This window comes from Vibrio barjaei (assembly GCF_001639065.2).
GTDB classification, from domain to species: Bacteria; Pseudomonadota; Gammaproteobacteria; order Enterobacterales; family Vibrionaceae; genus Vibrio; species Vibrio barjaei.
The window spans coordinates 1-18,166 of sequence record NZ_LQXO02000035.1; the positions used below are offsets into that span (position 1 = coordinate 1).

17 protein-coding genes and 1 riboswitch are annotated in these 18,166 nt (G+C 44.4%); of the genes, 11 read left to right on the forward strand and 6 right to left on the reverse strand.

Going from position 1 to position 18,166, the window contains the following annotated elements; genetic code table 11:
• Window positions 1-245 precede the first annotated feature (245 nt).
• The 8 genes from AWH66_RS17255 to thiH all read left to right on the forward strand — a co-directional run bounded on the left by AWH66_RS17255 (window position 246) and on the right by thiH (window position 8,474).
• Window positions 246-1,628, forward strand: coding sequence for a multicopper oxidase family protein (locus AWH66_RS17255; protein ID WP_063605219.1), 1,383 nt, complete (start codon window positions 246-248; stop codon window positions 1,626-1,628).
• A 149-nt stretch (window positions 1,629-1,777) separates the two neighbouring features.
• A complete protein-coding gene (crcB, locus tag AWH66_RS17260) occupies window positions 1,778-2,161 on the forward strand; it encodes a fluoride efflux transporter CrcB (RefSeq protein ID WP_063605220.1) in 384 nt (127 codons plus the stop codon).
• Window positions 2,162-2,217: 56 nt separating this feature from the next.
• Window positions 2,218-2,316: riboswitch (TPP riboswitch) on the forward strand.
• Window positions 2,317-2,433: 117 nt separating this feature from the next.
• Window positions 2,434-4,356 (forward strand): phosphomethylpyrimidine synthase ThiC, encoded by a 1,923-nt coding sequence (gene thiC, locus AWH66_RS17265; RefSeq protein ID WP_063605221.1) that lies wholly within the window; start codon window positions 2,434-2,436, stop codon window positions 4,354-4,356.
• Window positions 4,357-4,371: 15 nt separating this feature from the next.
• On the forward strand, window positions 4,372-5,607 hold the full coding sequence (locus AWH66_RS17270; protein ID WP_063605222.1) for a thiamine phosphate synthase: 1,236 nt from the start codon (window positions 4,372-4,374) through the stop codon (window positions 5,605-5,607).
• Window positions 5,594-6,388, forward strand: coding sequence for a HesA/MoeB/ThiF family protein (locus AWH66_RS17275; protein ID WP_063605223.1), 795 nt, complete (start codon window positions 5,594-5,596; stop codon window positions 6,386-6,388). The genes AWH66_RS17270 and AWH66_RS17275 overlap by 14 nt, the downstream gene beginning before the upstream one ends.
• A complete protein-coding gene (gene thiS, locus AWH66_RS17280; protein WP_038224394.1) occupies window positions 6,366-6,569 on the forward strand; it encodes a sulfur carrier protein ThiS in 204 nt (67 codons plus the stop codon). The genes AWH66_RS17275 and thiS overlap by 23 nt, the downstream gene beginning before the upstream one ends.
• Window position 6,570: 1 nt before the next feature.
• Complete coding sequence (locus tag AWH66_RS17285) at window positions 6,571-7,338, forward strand: thiazole synthase (protein ID WP_063605224.1); 768 nt, start codon at window positions 6,571-6,573, stop codon at window positions 7,336-7,338.
• A 23-nt stretch (window positions 7,339-7,361) separates the two neighbouring features.
• A complete protein-coding gene (gene thiH / locus AWH66_RS17290) occupies window positions 7,362-8,474 on the forward strand; it encodes a 2-iminoacetate synthase ThiH (RefSeq protein WP_063605225.1) in 1,113 nt (370 codons plus the stop codon).
• Between the two features lie 79 nt (window positions 8,475-8,553).
• Here thiH and AWH66_RS17295 read toward each other — a convergent pair whose 3' ends face one another.
• Both AWH66_RS17295 and AWH66_RS17300 read right to left on the reverse strand, forming a co-directional pair.
• Entirely contained in the window at window positions 8,554-10,347 is a 1,794-nt protein-coding gene (locus tag AWH66_RS17295) for an aminopeptidase P family protein (protein ID WP_063605226.1), read from the reverse strand.
• 145 nt (window positions 10,348-10,492) lie between these two features.
• The gene (locus AWH66_RS17300) at window positions 10,493-11,434 is read right to left on the reverse strand and encodes a LysR family transcriptional regulator (protein ID WP_063605227.1); all 942 of its coding nucleotides are present in this window, start codon (window positions 11,432-11,434) and stop codon (window positions 10,493-10,495) included.
• Between the two features lie 162 nt (window positions 11,435-11,596).
• Between AWH66_RS17300 and AWH66_RS17305 the strand changes: the two genes are divergently transcribed.
• Together AWH66_RS17305 and tsrA are read left to right on the forward strand one after the other, a co-directional pair.
• Window positions 11,597-12,742, forward strand: coding sequence for a multidrug effflux MFS transporter (locus AWH66_RS17305; protein ID WP_063605244.1), 1,146 nt, complete (start codon window positions 11,597-11,599; stop codon window positions 12,740-12,742).
• Between the two features lie 91 nt (window positions 12,743-12,833).
• Window positions 12,834-13,118: an H-NS-like global regulator TsrA gene (gene tsrA / locus AWH66_RS17310; protein ID WP_063605228.1), complete on the forward strand. Its 285-nt coding sequence runs from the start codon at window positions 12,834-12,836 to the stop codon at window positions 13,116-13,118.
• A 61-nt stretch (window positions 13,119-13,179) separates the two neighbouring features.
• On the opposite strand, the gene AWH66_RS17315 is transcribed toward tsrA, so the two are convergent.
• From AWH66_RS17315 to AWH66_RS17330, 4 genes are all read right to left on the reverse strand, one after another.
• Window positions 13,180-13,632, reverse strand: coding sequence for a DoxX family protein (locus AWH66_RS17315; RefSeq protein ID WP_063605229.1), 453 nt, complete (start codon window positions 13,630-13,632; stop codon window positions 13,180-13,182).
• Complete coding sequence (locus AWH66_RS17320) at window positions 13,629-14,405, reverse strand: HvfC/BufC N-terminal domain-containing protein (RefSeq protein WP_083400064.1); 777 nt, start codon at window positions 14,403-14,405, stop codon at window positions 13,629-13,631. The genes AWH66_RS17315 and AWH66_RS17320 overlap by 4 nt, the downstream gene beginning before the upstream one ends.
• A gap of 2 nt (window positions 14,406-14,407) precedes the next feature.
• Window positions 14,408-15,268, reverse strand: a complete 861-nt coding sequence (gene bufB / locus AWH66_RS17325; RefSeq protein WP_063605231.1) for an MNIO family bufferin maturase — start codon at window positions 15,266-15,268, stop codon at window positions 14,408-14,410.
• Window positions 15,269-15,431: 163 nt separating this feature from the next.
• Window positions 15,432-15,692, reverse strand: a complete 261-nt coding sequence (locus AWH66_RS17330) for a BufA1 family periplasmic bufferin-type metallophore (protein ID WP_006074592.1) — start codon at window positions 15,690-15,692, stop codon at window positions 15,432-15,434.
• Between the two features lie 256 nt (window positions 15,693-15,948).
• Between AWH66_RS17330 and uvrD the strand changes: the two genes are divergently transcribed.
• Window positions 15,949-18,123: a DNA helicase II gene (gene uvrD / locus AWH66_RS17335; RefSeq protein ID WP_143081530.1), complete on the forward strand. Its 2,175-nt coding sequence runs from the start codon at window positions 15,949-15,951 to the stop codon at window positions 18,121-18,123.
• Window positions 18,124-18,166: the final 43 nt, after the last annotated feature.

Genomic DNA, 18,166 nt, shown 5'->3' on the forward strand with positions numbered 1-18,166 from the left:
CCACTCCGCCACTTATTAGAAAACCCGATGCGAAAGCGTCGGGTTTTTTATTATCTAGAGTTTAGTAATTCCCTTTCCTAGTACCGTTTTTATCGACTTAAACGGGTTTTTACCTCTAGTCGCTGCAGTCTCACGGTTGTCATAGTTTTCATATAGCTATTCAAGTCTACATCCACATCTATCAGTTAAGTTAATTGCAAGTAATTGAGAATCATTATCTAATAGATCAAAAAAGGACTATTAGAATGAATCTATCTCGCCGTACTTTCTTAAAAAACTCATTATCATTTTCTGCTATTGCCGCTATTCCGGGGTGTTCACTAACAAAAGTGTCTGAGTCACATGATCGCATCATTTATGAACTGATGGCGCAACCTACGACTGCAGAACTTGTTCCAGGATATCAAACTGAGGTCTTAGGCTTTAACGGCCAGATTCCTGCACCTACAATTCGCTGCAAGCAAGGACAGAAGGTAGTAATTCGTTTCACCAACAACCTAGATGAACCCACGACGATTCACTGGCACGGACTTCGAATACCTATCGAGATGGATGGCGTACCTTTCCTAAGTCAGCCCCCGATAATGCCTAATGAAACCTTTATCTATGAATTTACGCCGCCAGATGCCGGAACCTTTTGGTATCACCCTCATATGAATAGCGTAGTTCAGCTCGGCAAGGGATTGGTTGGAGCGCTTATTGTTGAAGAGAACAAGCCTTTAGAATTCGATCATGACATGGAGTTAGTGTTAAAAAACTGGCATGTAGACAAACAAGGCAATTGGAAGCAGCTAATGATTCCCCGTTATAGCGCACGTATGGGCACTCCTGGTGAGTGGGGAACAGTTAATGGTACCAATGAACCTAATTACAAAGTTCGTCCTAACGGGCTTATTAGAGCGCGTGTGATAAATGTTGATAATACCTTAACTTATAAACTTGCAGTAGAAGGAGCGACGGCTTGGGTGATTGCTATCGATGGAAACCCAATATCCACTCCGTATAAGCTTACCAACCATAAAATGGGCCCAGGTATGCGTCTTGATTTGGCCATAGTTGCCCCTAAGCAAGATGGTTCTACAGTTTATGTTCGCCACCTAAAGGGTGATTTTCCATTTCCTCTTTGTACTTTCTCAGTCAAAGGTGAGAGCGTTGCTAAGGAACAAAAGATACCATCCTTACCATTAAACCCAATTCCAAAGCCTGACCTATCGAATGCCATCACCAAGGACTTTGTCTTCGAGTGGGAAGGGGCTGTTACTCCAGCAAGTAAAGATGGCAAGGCTATACCTAATTTCTGGTTAATGAACAAACGAGCCTGGGAAGGAATGAGTAAAGTTAAAATTCCAGATCCTATTGCAGAGTTGGAGTTGGGCCGTACTTATATTTTCGATCTCAGAAATGTCACGCAGTATCACCATCCTATTCATCTACACGGTCACACTTTTACAGTGCTTGAACTGGATGGCCAAGAGGTCGAGCCATTTCATACCGACACTGTGTTACTTGGAAAAAACGGCAGAGCAAAAGTTGCATTTGTTGCAGATAACCCTGGAAGTTGGATGTATCACTGCCATGTTATTGAACATATGAAGACAGGACTAATGGGATACGTCAAAGTTAGCTAAAAGTGACTCCTGTAACGTTTTAAATTTTGACCACTAACGATAGACTATCTGTGTCTTATGAAAACATAATTTTCGCTGACTTCTGTCGAAATCATCAAGTGTTCGTATACTATTAGCTCTATAGGCATTTTATTTTTAGGTACTCGATGATGGGTCAGTTTGCAGTTTTAGGTTTTATAGCGATAGGTGGTGCTTTTGGTGCATGCTCACGCTACTTAGTTTCAGAACTATGTATTGTACTTTTTGGTCGTGGGTTTCCTTATGGGACACTTACCGTTAACGTAGTTGGTTCGTTTATCATGGGGTTACTCATAGCTGCTTTTGAGACTGAGATCCTGGCCCCAGAGCCATGGCGTCAAATAATAGGTCTTGGGTTTCTTGGCGCTTTAACGACATTCTCTACGTTTTCCATGGACAATGTACTCTTGATGCAACAGGGAGCATTTCTGAAAATGGGGCTCAATGTTCTACTCAATGTGGTTCTAAGTATCTCGGCATGTTGGATAGGGTTTCAGTTACTGATCAAAAGTTAAACAAAAAGATACATAGTTTGGTTGAAAAATCGGAACTAATTATTCTATAATCGCTTCAATACTTGTCGGAGTGCCTTAGGGCTGAGACCGTTAATTCGGGATCCGTTGAACCTGATCTGGTTAGTACCAGCGAAGGGAACAGGAGAAATAAAATGGAAACCCTCCCTCTTTTATTTATCAAATAGCGCAAGCTATTGTGGTTGATACCTCTTGTACTCACACATCCGTCAAGCATTTATCTTTTATAACTATATGATATATAAGGAAATGCTATGTCGACACGTAAGCAAAGTAGACTGGAAGCAAAAAACTTCATCGATACGCTATCGGTGACTCCCTATCCAAACTCTCAGAAGACCTATATTCAAGGTAGCCGCAGTGACTTACAAGTCCCTATGCGTGAGATATCGTTGGCCGATAGCCTAATTGGAGGCAGTCAAGATAACCCTATCTATGTTCCCAACGAACCTATTCATGTCTATGACACGTCCGGTGTTTATACCGATCCAAACCACCATATTGACCTCTATTCAGGCCTACCAAAGTTAAGAGAACAATGGATTGATGAACGTTCTGATACGGAAGTATTAGCCGGTGTGAGCTCTGAATTTGCCAAAGAGAGACTTGAGGATGAGACGCTTGACGAGCTTCGCTATGGTCAGCTTCCCCGTATTCGACGGGGTGTAGAGGGCGTATGTGTTACTCAGCTCCATTATGCTAGGAAAGGCATCATTACCCCTGAAATGGAATACATCGCGATACGCGAGAATATGGGACGTCAAAAACTCAATGATGAAATGCTCACCCAGCAGCATCCGGGTCAACACTTTGGTGCTAATCTACCTAAAGAGATTACGCCAGAATTCGTTCGAAAAGAGGTAGCTGAAGGGCGCGCGATCATTCCTTCCAATATTAACCACCCCGAGTCAGAGCCAATGATCATTGGACGCAATTTCTTGGTGAAGGTTAATGCCAATATTGGCAATTCATCAGTAACTTCATCGATTGAAGAAGAAGTAGAAAAACTTGTTTGGGGCACTCGTTGGGGCGCCGATACGGTAATGGATTTGTCGACGGGCCGTAATATCCACGAAACCAGAGAGTGGATATTAAGAAATAGCCCAGTGCCAATTGGTACGGTTCCTATGTATCAAGCCTTAGAAAAGGTGAATGGGGTTGCTGAAAATCTTACTTGGGAAGTTATGCGTGATACGCTTATCGAGCAAGCAGAGCAGGGCGTTGACTACTTTACTATACATGCTGGCTTACTTCTGAGTCATATTCCGATGACTGCTAAACGTGTTACTGGAATCGTATCTCGCGGCGGATCCATTATTGCTAAGTGGTGTCTTGCCCACCACGAGGAGAGTTTCCTCTATACCAACTTCAAAGAAATCTGTGAGATATGTGCACGCTATGACGTGGCTCTTTCCTTAGGAGATGGCCTACGCCCTGGCTCTATTGCTGATGCCAATGATGAAGCTCAGTTTGCCGAACTACGCACACTTGGGAAACTCACTAAAATTGCTTGGGAACACGATGTACAAGTAATTATTGAAGGTCCAGGCCATGTTCCAATGCATATGATCAAAGAGAATATGGAAGAGCAACTGGAGCATTGTCACGAAGCACCATTCTACACGTTGGGTCCACTCACAACAGATATTGCACCAGGATATGACCACATTACGTCAGGTATTGGTGCGGCTATGATTGGCTGGTACGGGTGCGCTATGCTGTGCTATGTCACTCCAAAAGAACACCTCGGTCTACCAAACAAAGACGATGTAAAAACTGGGCTTATCACCTATAAGCTCGCCGCTCACGCTGCCGACTTAGCTAAAGGGCATCCTGGTGCACAAATTCGGGACAACGCTTTGTCAAAGGCTCGTTTTGAGTTCCGTTGGGAAGACCAGTTTAACTTGTCATTAGACCCTGATACCGCGCGTCAATTTCACGATGAGACCCTCCCTCAGGAGTCCGGAAAAGTCGCTCACTTTTGTTCTATGTGCGGACCTAAATTCTGCTCAATGAAAATATCTCAAGAAGTTCGAGAATACGCCAAAGAGCAGCAAGGGGCTGAGAGCATCGACATCAAATTGATTGATGATCCATTGGAAGGTATGCGTCAAAAATCTAAAGAGTTCAGAGCTACGGGCGCCGAACTCTATCATCCAGCCGTAACTGAAGAGTAAGCGAAGGAGCTTCCGTTGACACTTTTAATCCCATCTAATCATCAAGATCTTATTGAACGCGTTCGTCATGTTCTGTCGTTAGCGCAGAGTGTAGGCTTTGATATCGACGATATTCAGATATCAGAAGTCAAAGATTCGGATGTTATTCACATTGATGACTCTGAACGTCGCCAAATCATCAGTTCTGATCTGCTATCAGTGCAAATGAATAATGAGGCGGACTATCGACTTCACTATCACCATGGTTTTGTAGAAAGCGATTTCCCCAAGGTGATGCAGTCAATGACGCTTGGAGACGTTTATATTGATGTTCATTCGGAGTTTGAACGCAAGGATATATGGTCTTGTCGTGAAGAGGTGATTAAGGCGTCATCGGGAGCGCTATCGTTAGCTGATGCTCAAGAGCACTTAGCTTGGTTTATTGTCTCTATTGTGTTGGATTTTCCTCTTGAAGATGCTGTTATGTTGGCTAGAGCTGGAAGTGTTTCACGTGAAACATGGCCATCAACAAGGGAGCAGTTCTTCACTCCGGTGATAGAAAACTCTCATCTAGCTATTAAAGTGGGATGGGCAGTGAGAGCGGCCACATCCGTATTTCCCACGTTATCTAAAAGCAGTCTGGGGCTGTACCCGGTTGTTGATAACGTAGAGTGGATTGAGCGCTTACTGAAACAAGGTATAAAAACGATTCAATTAAGAATCAAAGACCCTGATTACCCTAATCTTGCTCAGCAGATTCAGAAAGCCATTCAATTGGGTGAGCAGTATGACGCGCAAGTATTTATCAATGACTACTGGCAATTGGCTATTGAGTATGGCGCCTTTGGTGTACACCTAGGTCAAGAAGATATCGAGACTGCAGACCTTACCTTGTTAGCATCTAATAATATCGCGCTTGGTCTTTCTACCCATGGTTATTATGAACTGCTTCGTGTGGTCCAAATTCATCCCAGCTACATCGCATTAGGTCACATCTTTCCGACAACGACTAAAGTCATGCCATCAAGACCTCAGGGATTGGTACGACTCGCTCTGTATCAGCAATTGATCGACTCTATTCAATATGGAGAGAAGCTTGGTTACCCAACAGTTGCTATTGGCGGTATTGATCTGCAAACCGCTAAACCTGTTTGGGATTGTGGTGTTACCAGCCTAGCGGTAGTGAGAGCTTTAACATTAGCGGCTGATACTCAGCACGTTATCGATGAGTTCTCACTAATAATGGCAGGAGAGCGTGATGGTCTCCGATAAACAGTTTCAACAATATCTAAGGCAGTTGAGCTTGCCCAATGTCGGTGAAAACGGCCAAGCGGCGATTTGTGAAAGTCATGTACTAATTGTTGGCTGCGGTGGATTAGGAACAGCAGCAAGCATGTATTTAGCTGGAGCGGGAGTAGGAAGAATCGTTATCGCTGATGATGATGATATCGAGCTGTCGAACTTACCGAGACAAATTACCTATCGTTCAAATGAGGTTGGGCAATCCAAAGTAAAAACTCTGGCTGATTTTCTCAAGGCACAAAACCCAGACATTAATGTTAGGACCATTAAGCGTCGTTTGCACGGTAGCCAGTTAGCGCTCGAGGTGTCCTTGGCAGATGTTGTGATTGACTGCACTGACAATATAAAAACTCGGCAGGCAATAAACAAAGCCTGTGTTGAGAATCGCAAAGCTCTAGTGACTGCCGCCGCGATAGGTTGGAGCGGTCAATTGTCGGTATTTCAATTCTCTAAACTAGCCACACCTTGTTATCACTGCCTCTATCCATTCGAAGAACTCGACACGGCAATGAAATGTTCAGAGTCGAGTGTAATGGGACCGGTAGTAGGGATGATGGGCGTCTATCAAGCATTAGAGGCACTAAAGGTTATTACAGATTTAGCTAATAGCAGTCACCCAGAGTTGAAGCTGTTTGATGGCTTAACTGGACAGTGGCAGTCCCTCAAGATTTCTCGTGATGAGACGTGTTCAGTTTGCCGTGATTCGAAGATAACAACAGGAATCAAAAATGATCCAATTTACCGTAAATAACGCACCGAAAGAAACCTCTCACGAGCTTAACCTCATTAGCGTATTCAAAGAGCTAGATATTGAAACGCAAGGCTGTGCGGTAGCAGTAGACGATGAAATTATACCAAGAGCCAAATGGTCAGATTTCACAGTCAAATCCAACATGTCCATCAATATTTTCCAAGCTATCGCAGGAGGCTAATATGCTCACTATCGCCGGAAAGACCTTTAACTCACGTTTGTTTACTGGAACGGGAAAGTTCGCCGATAAGTCACTTATGATTGCAGCTATTGCTGAAAGTCAGTCAGAGTTGGCAACCATGGCACTTAAACGTGTTGACCTAAACCAACAAGATGACGACATTCTTAGTCCACTTATTGCTAATAACGTAAACCTATTACCTAATACATCTGGGGCGAAGAATGCAAAAGATGCCGTCTTTGCTGCGCACTTAGCGCGCGAAGCTTTAGGCACAAATTGGCTGAAACTTGAAATTCATCCAGACCCAAAATACTTGCTACCAGATCCTATTGAGACCTTGAAGGCGGCGGAGCAGTTAGTAAAAGATGGGTTTGTTGTGCTTCCTTACTGCCACTCAGATCCTACGTTATGCAAGCATCTAGAAGAAGTGGGTTGTGCTGCGGTGATGCCTTTGGGAGCGCCTATTGGTAGTAACAAAGGTTTGGTAAGTCGTGATTTCTTAGAAATTATAATCGAGCAGGCTAACGTACCAGTGGTCGTTGATGCCGGAATCGGCGCGCCTTCTCATGCTGCGTTGGCAATGGAAATGGGCGCAGACGCTGTGTTGGTGAATACAGCGATTGCGGCGGCGGCAGATCCAGTTCAAATGGCTCGTGCATTTAAGTTCGCGGTTGAAGCTGGGCGTCTGGCTTATGAAAGTGGGCTAGCCGGAACAGTAAACCATGCGGTAGCATCCAGCCCGCTAACAGCTTTTCTTGATTCAATGTGAGTTTGATAGATAAAGGTGAAACAATGAGTTTTGTTGAGGAACACGCTAAGTACGACTGGGACGACGTTCGTCTATCAATCTACTCCAAAACAGAAAGAGACGTTCAGCGCGCTTTAAGTAAAAAAAAGTTAGACCTTGAAGACTTTAAGGCGTTAATCTCTCCGGCAGCAGAACCGTACCTAGAGCAATTAGCGCAGCGTTCTTTTGCTCTCACGCGCAAACGTTTTGGGCATACCATGTCGATGTACATTCCATTGTACCTGTCTAATCTCTGTGCCAATGCTTGTACCTATTGCGGCTTCTCAATGGAAAATCGCATTAAGCGCAAGACACTCTCTGAAGATGAAATCAATGCTGAATGCAATGTGATTAAATCTATGGGATTTGACAATATTCTATTGGTAACGGGAGAGCATGAAAACAAAGTAGGGATGAAGTATTTCAAGCAAGTTCTTCCAGCAATCAAAAAGCACTTCAGCTACCTAGCAATGGAAGTTCAACCTTTGGACCAAAATGAGTATGCTGAGCTAAAGCATAGTGGTTTGGATGCGGTTATGGTGTATCAAGAAACCTATAATCGCAGAACCTATGCCGAGCATCATTTGCGCGGCAACAAGATGGATTTTGATTACCGGTTAGATACACCTGATAGATTAGCGAAAGCGGGTATCGATAAGATAGGCATTGGCTCGTTAATCGGCTTAGAAGAGTGGCGCACGGACTGCTTTTTTGTAGCGGCACACTTACAATATTTGGAAAATCGATATTGGAAGTCTCGTTACTCAATCTCTTTTCCAAGGCTAAGACCTTGCGAAGGGGCATTGCAACCAAAATCTGTGATGACGGATAAGCAGTTAGTTCAACTAATATGCTCCTATCGATTATTTAACAACGAAGTTGAGCTTTCGCTATCGACACGTGAATCTCCAACTTTTCGAGACCATGTTTATCCATTAGGAATCACTAGTATCAGTGCCGCATCAAAAACTCAGCCTGGCGGCTACGCCAACGAAGAAGAAGAGCTCGAGCAGTTTGCTATTAGTGACGAACGTAGCGCTCAACTAGTTGCGGAATCTGTTAAGCAGGTTGGAATGGAGCCGGTTTGGAAAGATTGGCACCCATCCTATTCTGGCTAAACCGTCGTAGCTTATCGAGTGTTTCACGTGAAACAAAAAAGGAGCTGGTGAACAGCTCCTTTTTCATCTCTCATGTAAATTAGTGAACAAGCGGTGCGCAGGCTTGTTCTAACCAATCAAGCGCTTCCCCTTCAACGAGTGGTGCTACCTCATCAAACACTTTACCGTGATATGAATCCAGCCAGTTGATTTCTTCATTCGTTAACAACGAGCTAACGATGTTTCGCTTATCGATAGGGCATCGAGTCAACGAATCAAAACCAAGCATGCTAGTATCACCTTGTGTCGATTTCTCGACAACCAGTTCCAAATTCTCAATGCGGATGCCAAACTCATCAGCGCGATAGTACCCAGGTTCATTTGACAGAACCATACCGGCAACGAGTGATGTGTTGTTTACTGCTTTAGCAATACGTTGTGGTCCTTCATGAACACTTAAGAAATGGCCAACACCATGGCCAGTGCCGTGGTCATAGTCAAAACCATTTGCCCACAAATGCTGACGTGCCAAAACATCCAATTGGTGACCGCAAGTCCCGTTAGGAAATAGAGCGGATGCGAGAGCAATATGACCTTTCAATACCAATGTAAACTGGCGCTTCATTTCTTCTGAAGGCGAACCAATAGCGATTGTTCTTGTGATATCGGTAGTACCATCAAGATACTGGCCGCCTGAGTCAACCAGATATAGCGTATCCTTAATAATCGCACCAGGGACTTCTTGGTTTTCATGGTTGTAGTGACACATCGCGGCATTTCCTGCAGAGGCGGAAATCGTGTCAAAGCTAAGGTCGACGAGTGAGGTATCGAGACGACGGAATGACTCTAGCTTATCGGAGAGAATAGCTTCATCATAGAGATTTCCGCTAGCCACTTCTTTATCCAACCAAGAGAGGAACTTAACTATCGCCGCACCATCGCGGATGTGACAAGCTTTCATTCCTGCTATCTCCACATCATTTTTAGCTGCTTTTGGCATCAGACACGGGTCGGCAAGCTGTAACTGTTTAGCTCCGAAAGCCTCAAGCTTTAGTTGGAACCAAGCATTACTGGTTGCTGGGTCTAAGGTGACTTTTTTACCAGATAGCGCTTCAAGTACTTGCTCTAAATCGCTAGGGCTACATACTTCAACACCGTTGCCCACGTGAGCGTCGAATGCCGCACGGTCGTCAATTCGTGACTCATCAATAAAGAACTTTGTTGAGCCATCGGAGTAGAGGATAGCATGGGCTAGTAATACTGGTAGACGAGACACATCAAGTCCGCGTACGTTCAGAAGCCAGCAAATCGAATCTAACTCAGTAATGATAGCGGCATCAGCGTCAGAAGCCGCTAGTGATTGTCCTAGAGCTGTACGCTTGTCTTGACTACTTTGTCCGACTTTTTCGATAGACATTAAACGAACTTGGCTTAGCTGAGGTTCTGGGCGATCGATCCAATTAATGTCTATTGGGTTTTGTTCTGTTGCGACCAGTTCGAACTTACCGCCTAATTGAACTAAGGCACCTTGATACCAGCTGCCACGATGCATACGTGGGTCAATACCAATACGAGAACCTACAGGAAGTGTTTCGGTTACCCATTTAATCGGTGGCTGCTCAATGAGGTGGCAGTATTCAAAAATACCATCAGGTACTTGCTTTCTTACTTGCACCGTATATCGGCCATCGACAAAAATGGCCGCATTGTCGCGAGTTACAACAGCAGCGCCTGCTGAACCAGTAAACTGCGTTAGCCAATGTAGACGCTCATTATGAGCGGGTACATACTCGCCCAAGTACTCGTCTTCGTGTGCGACGATAAACGCATCAAGATCATTTGCAACGAGCCAAGCTTGAACCAGCTCAACTCGGCGAGAAATTTGTTCCTGCATCTGTTATTCCTTCATCATGGCGAAACAAGTCACCTGGTAGTATTTGCCCTATAACCTAGCGCTTTTGTCGCGTATATACAATCGATTCCGATGACTGCGAAATAAGGTTCCAACAATCGCAATCCGATGCTACAGGTCAAACGGGTTATCTTAGGTGCAATGTCTTCTGACGGATAATATCAATCAGCCAAGTTAACGCTGGATCGCGGTTTCTGTCCTTATGCCAAAATAGTGTGTACGCCATCGGAGGAAATTCTAACGGCAAAGGAAGCACGGTTAACCCCATCTGCTCCGCGACTAAGTGTACAAAGTGGCGAGGCGCGGTGAAGACGAAGTCGGTGTAACTGCAAAGTGCTGCGGCATTATTAAAGTCAGGAACGGTGATGGCGATATCTCGCTCTCTGCCCATATCTGAGAGTTTGTAGTCTAATAACCATCGATCACTACCATCACAACGAACTTGTACATGGCGCAGCGATAAGTAGGTTTCTAAATTCCAAGGCTTAGATAACACAGGATGATTTGCGCGGACCAAACACATTTGGTTGTCACGATACACTTCGAGTTCTTGGATATCATCAGGTGGATACATGGTTCGAACTGCATCTCTAATATCGATGTCTTTACCTGTAATCCCTAAATCAAGTTCACCTTTTTGCATTCTCTCAAACGTCATCTCAGTCCAAGAGTGGGTGCTGATGCTGAGGTTTGGTCCTTGTCCAAAAATAGCTGGCAAGAAGTGCGGCATAATAAGCGGATAAACGCTTTCTACCGCCGCAATATGGAATCGATATTCACTGGTAGTAGGCGAGAACTCGGGTGGTTCAGTTATCGATTGCATGTGAGTCACTAGAACTTCGAGCTTAGGTTTGAGCTGCAATGCCCGTGGGGTAGGCAACAGACCATGCGCATGGCGAGTAAATAATGGGTCGCCGAAAAGCGCTCTGAGTTTGGCAAGTGATTTACTTACGGCCGATTGACTTAGGCATAAGCGGTTCGCAGCGCGAGTCACGTTACATTCTTCAAGCAACACATTCAGACACAACAATAAGTTAAGATCAATTCGGCTCAGCTTTTCGAGATTCATGTTAAGACATTCCTATTGGGAATAATGCTAATGAGTATAAACCATTTCTGTTCATATCATAACAAGACTAAACTCTGCGCAAACAATCTAAAGTTATCTTATCTGTAAGAGGCAAACACCTTGCAAACGGCACCGTCAAAAATCCAAATCGCAGCGTTAGTTATGTTGGTATTCTTTAGTCCACTAGCTATCGATATTTATCTTCCAGCGCTAACACAAATCTCTACTGCTTTCGATGTAGAGCATACGTTAGCGCAAGATACGATTACGTGGTTTCTATTTGCTATGGGTGTAGGACAAGTGTTTGCAGGTCCCCTTGCGGATAAACTTGGACGTCGAACGGTTGCTCTCGGCGGTATAGCTATCTATGGATTGAGTGCTTGCTTGGCGTGGGCGGCTCAATCAATTGATTGGATGCTTGCTGCTAGGTTGCTGCAAGGCTTAGGTGCGTGCGCGACATCTGTGGCAGCCTTTGCAACCGTTCGCGACATGTATGGGCCAGAGAAAAGCGGCAAGGTGATCAGTTATCTTAATGGCGCTATCTGCTTCATTCCTGCGTTAGCACCGATCTTGGGGAGTTATCTAACCCAACAATATGGTTGGCGTGCTAACTTTAGCTTTATGGCCGGCTTCGCGTTGTTCGTTGGTGCGCTAGTGCTATTCAACATGCGGGAAACCAACCCTAAACAAGAAGGACAGCAGTACTTTGCGCTGTCGCGCTACATCGATGTACTGCGAACTCCGACGTTCGTTTTCCATGCGTCGTTATGCTTATTAGCCATGGGTGTTATCTTAGCTTATGTCACCTCAGCCCCAGTGGTTCTGATGGACAAGATGGGACTAACGATGAATGAGTTTACCTACTGGTTTGGTCTGAATGCGGTCTTTAACATTGCGGCATGCATGCTAGCGCCTAAGATTATGGATAAAATCGGTACTCACAAAACACTACAATTAGGTATTACCACACTATTAGTTGCCGGTGGGTTAATGGCGTGGGGTGCACGGTTTGCAACGCCAGCATCGTTTATGCTTCCAGTGATTATGTCGTCAATTGGCTTTGCGTTGATTCTAGGAGCTTCCGCAGGTAAAGCGTTGGCACCATTTGGAGATAAAGCGGGTACAGCCGCTGCATTGTTGGGTCTATTTCAAATGAGTGGCTCTGGATTACTTGTGGGAACGATGCAAAGAGCGGGTCTTGATGCGCCGTATATGATCGCAATGCATATGTGGTTAGTGTTGCCTGCATTATTTATCTTGAGTTCTAAAGTAGGTAAAGGATGGCATCAAACTGTAAAAATCGGCTAATTAAAAAACGATTTTGTTTTCCAATTAAAGAAACAGGTGTATATTTAGCAATATACACACCGTATTAATTATTAACTGGATAAACGCAGTAATGTCTTTGACAACTTACGAAATGGCTCGCATTCTCGAGCAGATGGAAGAGTCTCCAGAAAAAATCATGTTTGGTAAATTGCTTAATGAGTTAGGCAATCAGAGTGAAGAGCGAATCCGCAGCGCGGCTAAACAAGTGCCAATCCACATGTTGCGTGATATCGTCTATCAATTTCAGAGAGTCATCGAATCTCGCAAAGGTGAACAAGTTCAGCTATTAGCGAAAGAACTTGCTGACCAAGGTATTTCCCCAGAAGAGCTTAAAGAGTTTCTGGCGAATAAATAAATCACATTCCCAAATAACCCCGCTTAAATAAGCGGGGTTATTTTTTCTATTCTCATTAATGCTAATTAAATTTAGAACGGATAAGTCTATCTGTAGATATTGATCCCGGTCCCCAAACGACGACGATCAATATCATTAACCCCCATAGTTGATGATCATAAAAGCCCTTTTCCCAAAGTAGTGGGTAAGAAACAACCGCAATGATATTAAACACAAACAATATTGCTGCCATGGGACGGGTGAACAAACCGAGAACCATAAAGACAGGCAATACCAATTCTGCCGCTGTTCCCATATAAGCCGCCAGCTCCCAAGGAATAAGAGGGACGTGATACTCATACTCAAACAAGTAGAGAGTACTGTCCCAGGAAGCAATCTTGGTGAGCCCCGAATTAAAAAATACCCATGATACCCAAAGCCGACAAAATACTAATAGTAAGGGAACAAAGCCGCGTTGTAGCGCGTCGATAAGGTTGTCATAAGTCGTGAGCCAGTGTGTTACTTTCGTATTCATACCATACTCCTTGGATTGCTTTCGTTGAATAGAGTGAACCCGGCTACAATATCCAAAGTAAGCAAGTTTGGTAGTTCAGATAGTAGAGCAGGATTAATTTTTCTTAGTGGATTGCCGTCGCTTATCTCGACCCATAGCTGTTGAAGTTGATTATTCAGAATGTGTAGAGTTGGTTGAGCAGAACCTCGTTTAACCATGAGTAGCGTTTCGGCTTTGTTAATGTCTAGATGATCGAATTCGTTGTCTTTCACGGCGTGGAAAAGACTACCGATGGCATAATCTGAGTGTATTAAGTGACTAGAAGGTTTCACATGAAACACCAAGTCTGAGTGTTGGCTTTCTGGAACGGAAGTCAAATTGGTGACAGGTTCCAGACCTTGGTTTAAGGGAACGTCTTCTGCTCTTTGTAGTTCGTCTAATGACCATTCAATCGACATCACATCCAGCAGATATGGCACAGCAAGCGTGATGTTTTCAAGTTGGCTCACAGAGTCAGCAAACCCGGCTCCATAAGTCATAACATTACCGGAAAGTGGAGGATGTTGGGTAATATGGTGCTTTGCCATCGAATCAAAACACTCATCGCCAACCAGCTGGCGTGTTATCGGATAGCAAGCTGCTAGTACCTCAGATAAACTAACAACAAAGTTATTTCGGTAGATTTGGATGCGATCAATCGCGGAAAAATGATCGGACAAAATGTCACAGTCCTCTCCGGTGCTTTGATAGCGTAATGCCTGACTGAATCGCTGTTGGAGCTCGTTAAGCATCATTGTTATGCACTCCTTAGCGTTTGAGAAGAGGGGGCTTCAAGTAAGATGTCTATGGCTTTATTGGCTTCTTCTAATAGCACTGGTGGAGCGGGGATGTCTAAATCCCACTCGATCAAGGTTGGAACTGGTGTATTAACGCGATTCCAGTCTTCATAGAGCTGCCAAACCTCATCAGATACACGAGCACTGTGTGTATCAATCCAAATCTCTCCTTGCTCTAATTGCTTACGAGTAAATCCGGCTAGATGAATTTCGTCGACAGTGGAAGGGTCAATAGCCGCCAAATACTGATTAGTATCGTATTGATGGTTGAAGCAGGATACGTGTACATTGTTTAGATCGAGCAATAAACGACAATCTGTTTGCCGCTGTACTTCTGCCAGAAACTCCCACTCGGGAATCGTCGAATGATTGAAACGAAGATAACTAGACGGATTCTCTATTAACAGTGGGCGTTGAATGGCGTCTTGAACTTGCTGCACATTACGACAAAAAAGTTGCAGTGCTTCTTCAGTGTAAGGCAGAGGTAATAGGTCATTGAAATAGTGACCACCATGCTCACTCCAACTTAGATGGTCGGAAACAACGAACGGCTGGATTTCACGGATTAATTGTTGGAGTGACAGTAAATGCGATTGGCTGACTTTACTGGTAGAGCCGAGTGACAAGCCAATACCATGACAGCTGATCTCTACCTGTTCTCGAATGGCCAGTAACTGCTGATACTCCGCACTGTTTGTTTGGAAGTAATTCTCACTATGAATCTCTAGCCAACCAACTTGATTAGCGTTGTGTTCGAAGTAGTCGAGGTGAGGTGTACGTAAACCCACACCGACTAATTGAAATGCCTGACTTCGATCCATTGTGATCTCCCTGATCTGTTGTGTATTGTGAGTAAGCTGTAGAAAAGTGAAAGGGCGTTCGATAACGCCCCTTCGTGTAGCTTGTAACTTGAAAATGGATGAACAAACAAAGTTACAAATAAGCTAAGCTGCAAGCAGTATTGCTTTCGGCTTTGGAGGCTTTCTATGCAGATTCAGTACTACCACCTGTAAGCTTGCCACATAGCCCTTTTGGTACCACGACAAACGCGTCTTTTTGATTATCTTCTTTGGCTGTACCAGCACATGAGCTTGTTTTTGTAGCACAGTCATTTTTACCTGCCTTTGATACACCGTAGCATTTCTCTTTTTCCGCAGCATGAGCTGGAGCGGCAGTAAGCATAGTGCCACCCAGAGCGATTAGACCGGTAACTGCAGCAGTGATAGCTAGATTTGTAGTTTTCATAGTAACTTCCTCGAGACTTGATCCTTGTGGTTTCTTTTCACAAGCGCTTAGTTGCGACTTGCTTATTCAATAGGATAGGAAGGGCTTCGAAAATCTTTCAATTTATTCACAAAATATTTAAAAAAGTGTTAAATATTATTTTATTTACTTGATTTTAAAGAATTTAAATCAAAATAAAAAAACTGATATTTTTCTGAAACCAGAACACTGTTTGAGTTATAATCAATCGATATGTATAAATAACCAGTAGCTAAGTATCATGGACCCATCTCTTCTTCTCGACGGCCTTAATGACAAACAACGTGAAGCTGTTGCAGCTCCTTTAGAGCATATGTTGGTGCTAGCTGGTGCTGGTAGTGGCAAAACTCGTGTACTTGTGCATCGTATCGCTTGGTTAATGTCGGTGGAAAATGCCTCTCCGTTTTCCATTATGTCAGTGACGTTTACCAATAAAGCTGCTGCGGAGATGAGAGGGCGAATCGAAGAGTTGATGATGGGCAGTTCGTCAGGGATGTGGAATGGCACTTTCCATGGCATTTGCCATCGCATACTGCGCGCTCATTATCTTGATGCTAAACTGCCAGAGGACTTTCAAATTCTAGACTCTGATGATCAGCAACGCTTACTGAAGCGATTGATAAAAGCGCAGAATCTAGATGAAAAACAATGGCCTGCACGTCAGGCTGCGTGGTGGATCAATGGTAAAAAAGATGAAGGTTTAAGGCCTCAGCACATTGATTGCTATCAAGATCCTGTAACGAAGACCTATTTGCAAATCTACACCGCCTATCAAGAAGCGTGCGACCGAGCAGGGCTGGTGGATTTTGCCGAAATCTTGCTGCGCGCTCATGAGCTGCTGCGTGACAACAAGTTTGTTCGCGAGCACTATCAAGCTCGCTTTAAACATATTCTGGTGGATGAGTTCCAAGACACCAACAACATTCAGTATGCTTGGCTACGAATGATGACGGGCCCTGATTGTAAGGTGATGATTGTCGGTGATGATGACCAGTCTATTTATGGGTGGCGCGGCGCTAAAGTTGAGAACATCCAAAAATTCCTCGATGAATATTTGGGCGCGACAACCATTCGTCTCGAGCAGAACTATCGCTCAACCAAGACCATTCTTGAAGCTGCCAACGAACTGATCGCCAATAACACCGAGCGTATGGGTAAGGAGCTTTGGACAGATGGTAATGAAGGCGAAAAAATTTCAGTTTACTCTGCTTATAATGAGTTAGATGAAGCGCGCTTTGCGGTCAATAAAATCAAAGAATGGCAGGAGACAGGTGGTAGCCTAACGGACTGCGCCATGCTCTATCGAAATAACGCTCAGTCTCGAGTTTTAGAAGAAGCGCTTATTCAAGCTCAACTGCCGTATCGAATCTACGGTGGTATGCGATTCTTCGAGCGTCAAGAAATCAAAGATGCACTTGGTTACTTACGGTTGATTGCCAACCGCAATGACGATGCTGCGTTTGAACGCATCGTAAATACCCCAACTCGTGGCCTTGGTGATAAAACGCTGGATACCATTCGTTTTGCTGCGCGAGATCGCGGTGCGACATTATGGGAAGCGAGTAATGCATTGCTGGAAGAGAAGGTGTTTGCTGGGCGCGCAGCAGGAGCGTTATCGCGTTTCATCGAACTTATTAATGCATTAGAAGACGATACCTTTGAATCGGCACTACATGAGCAGACCGACCATGTTATCAAAACCTCAGGTTTGTTCTTGATGTATGAGCAGGAAAAAGGTGAGAAATCCAAGGCACGTATTGAAAACTTGGAGGAACTGGTCACAGCAACTCGTCAGTTCGAAAAGCCGGAAGAGGCTGAAGATATGACATTGCTGACCGCATTCCTAACCCACGCCGCCCTCGAAGCGGGTGAAGGTCAGGCAGATGAGTTTGATGATGCAGTACAATTGATGACGCTCCATAGTGCTAAAGGGTTAGAGTTCCCAATGGTATTTATGGTTGGGGTAGAGGAAGGCATGTTCCCTAGTCAGATGTCAGCAGAAGAAGCGGGCAGGTTAGAGGAAGAGCGCCGCTTGTGTTACGTAGGCATGACGCGTGCGATGGAAAAACTCTTTATAACCTATGCAGAAATGCGTCGTCTGTACGGTCAAGATAAATACCACAAGCCATCGCGATTTATTCGCGAACTGCCGGAAACATGTCTGCAAGAAGTACGGATGAAAGCACAGGTCAGCAGACCAACAAGCTCGGGGCGATTTAGTCAAACTGAGGTGAAGAACAACTTCAATGAAACCGGATTTAATTTGGGAGCGAGAGTGAAGCACCCGAAATTCGGTGAAGGAACGATTATTAACTTTGAAGGTAGTGGGCCGCAAAGTCGAGTTCAAGTAGCCTTTAATGGCGAAGGGATTAAGTGGTTGGTTACGCAATACGCGAAGCTTGAACAGCTTTAGGTTTCCCATGATCCAAATACTAAAAAAGCAGCTCAGGCTGCTT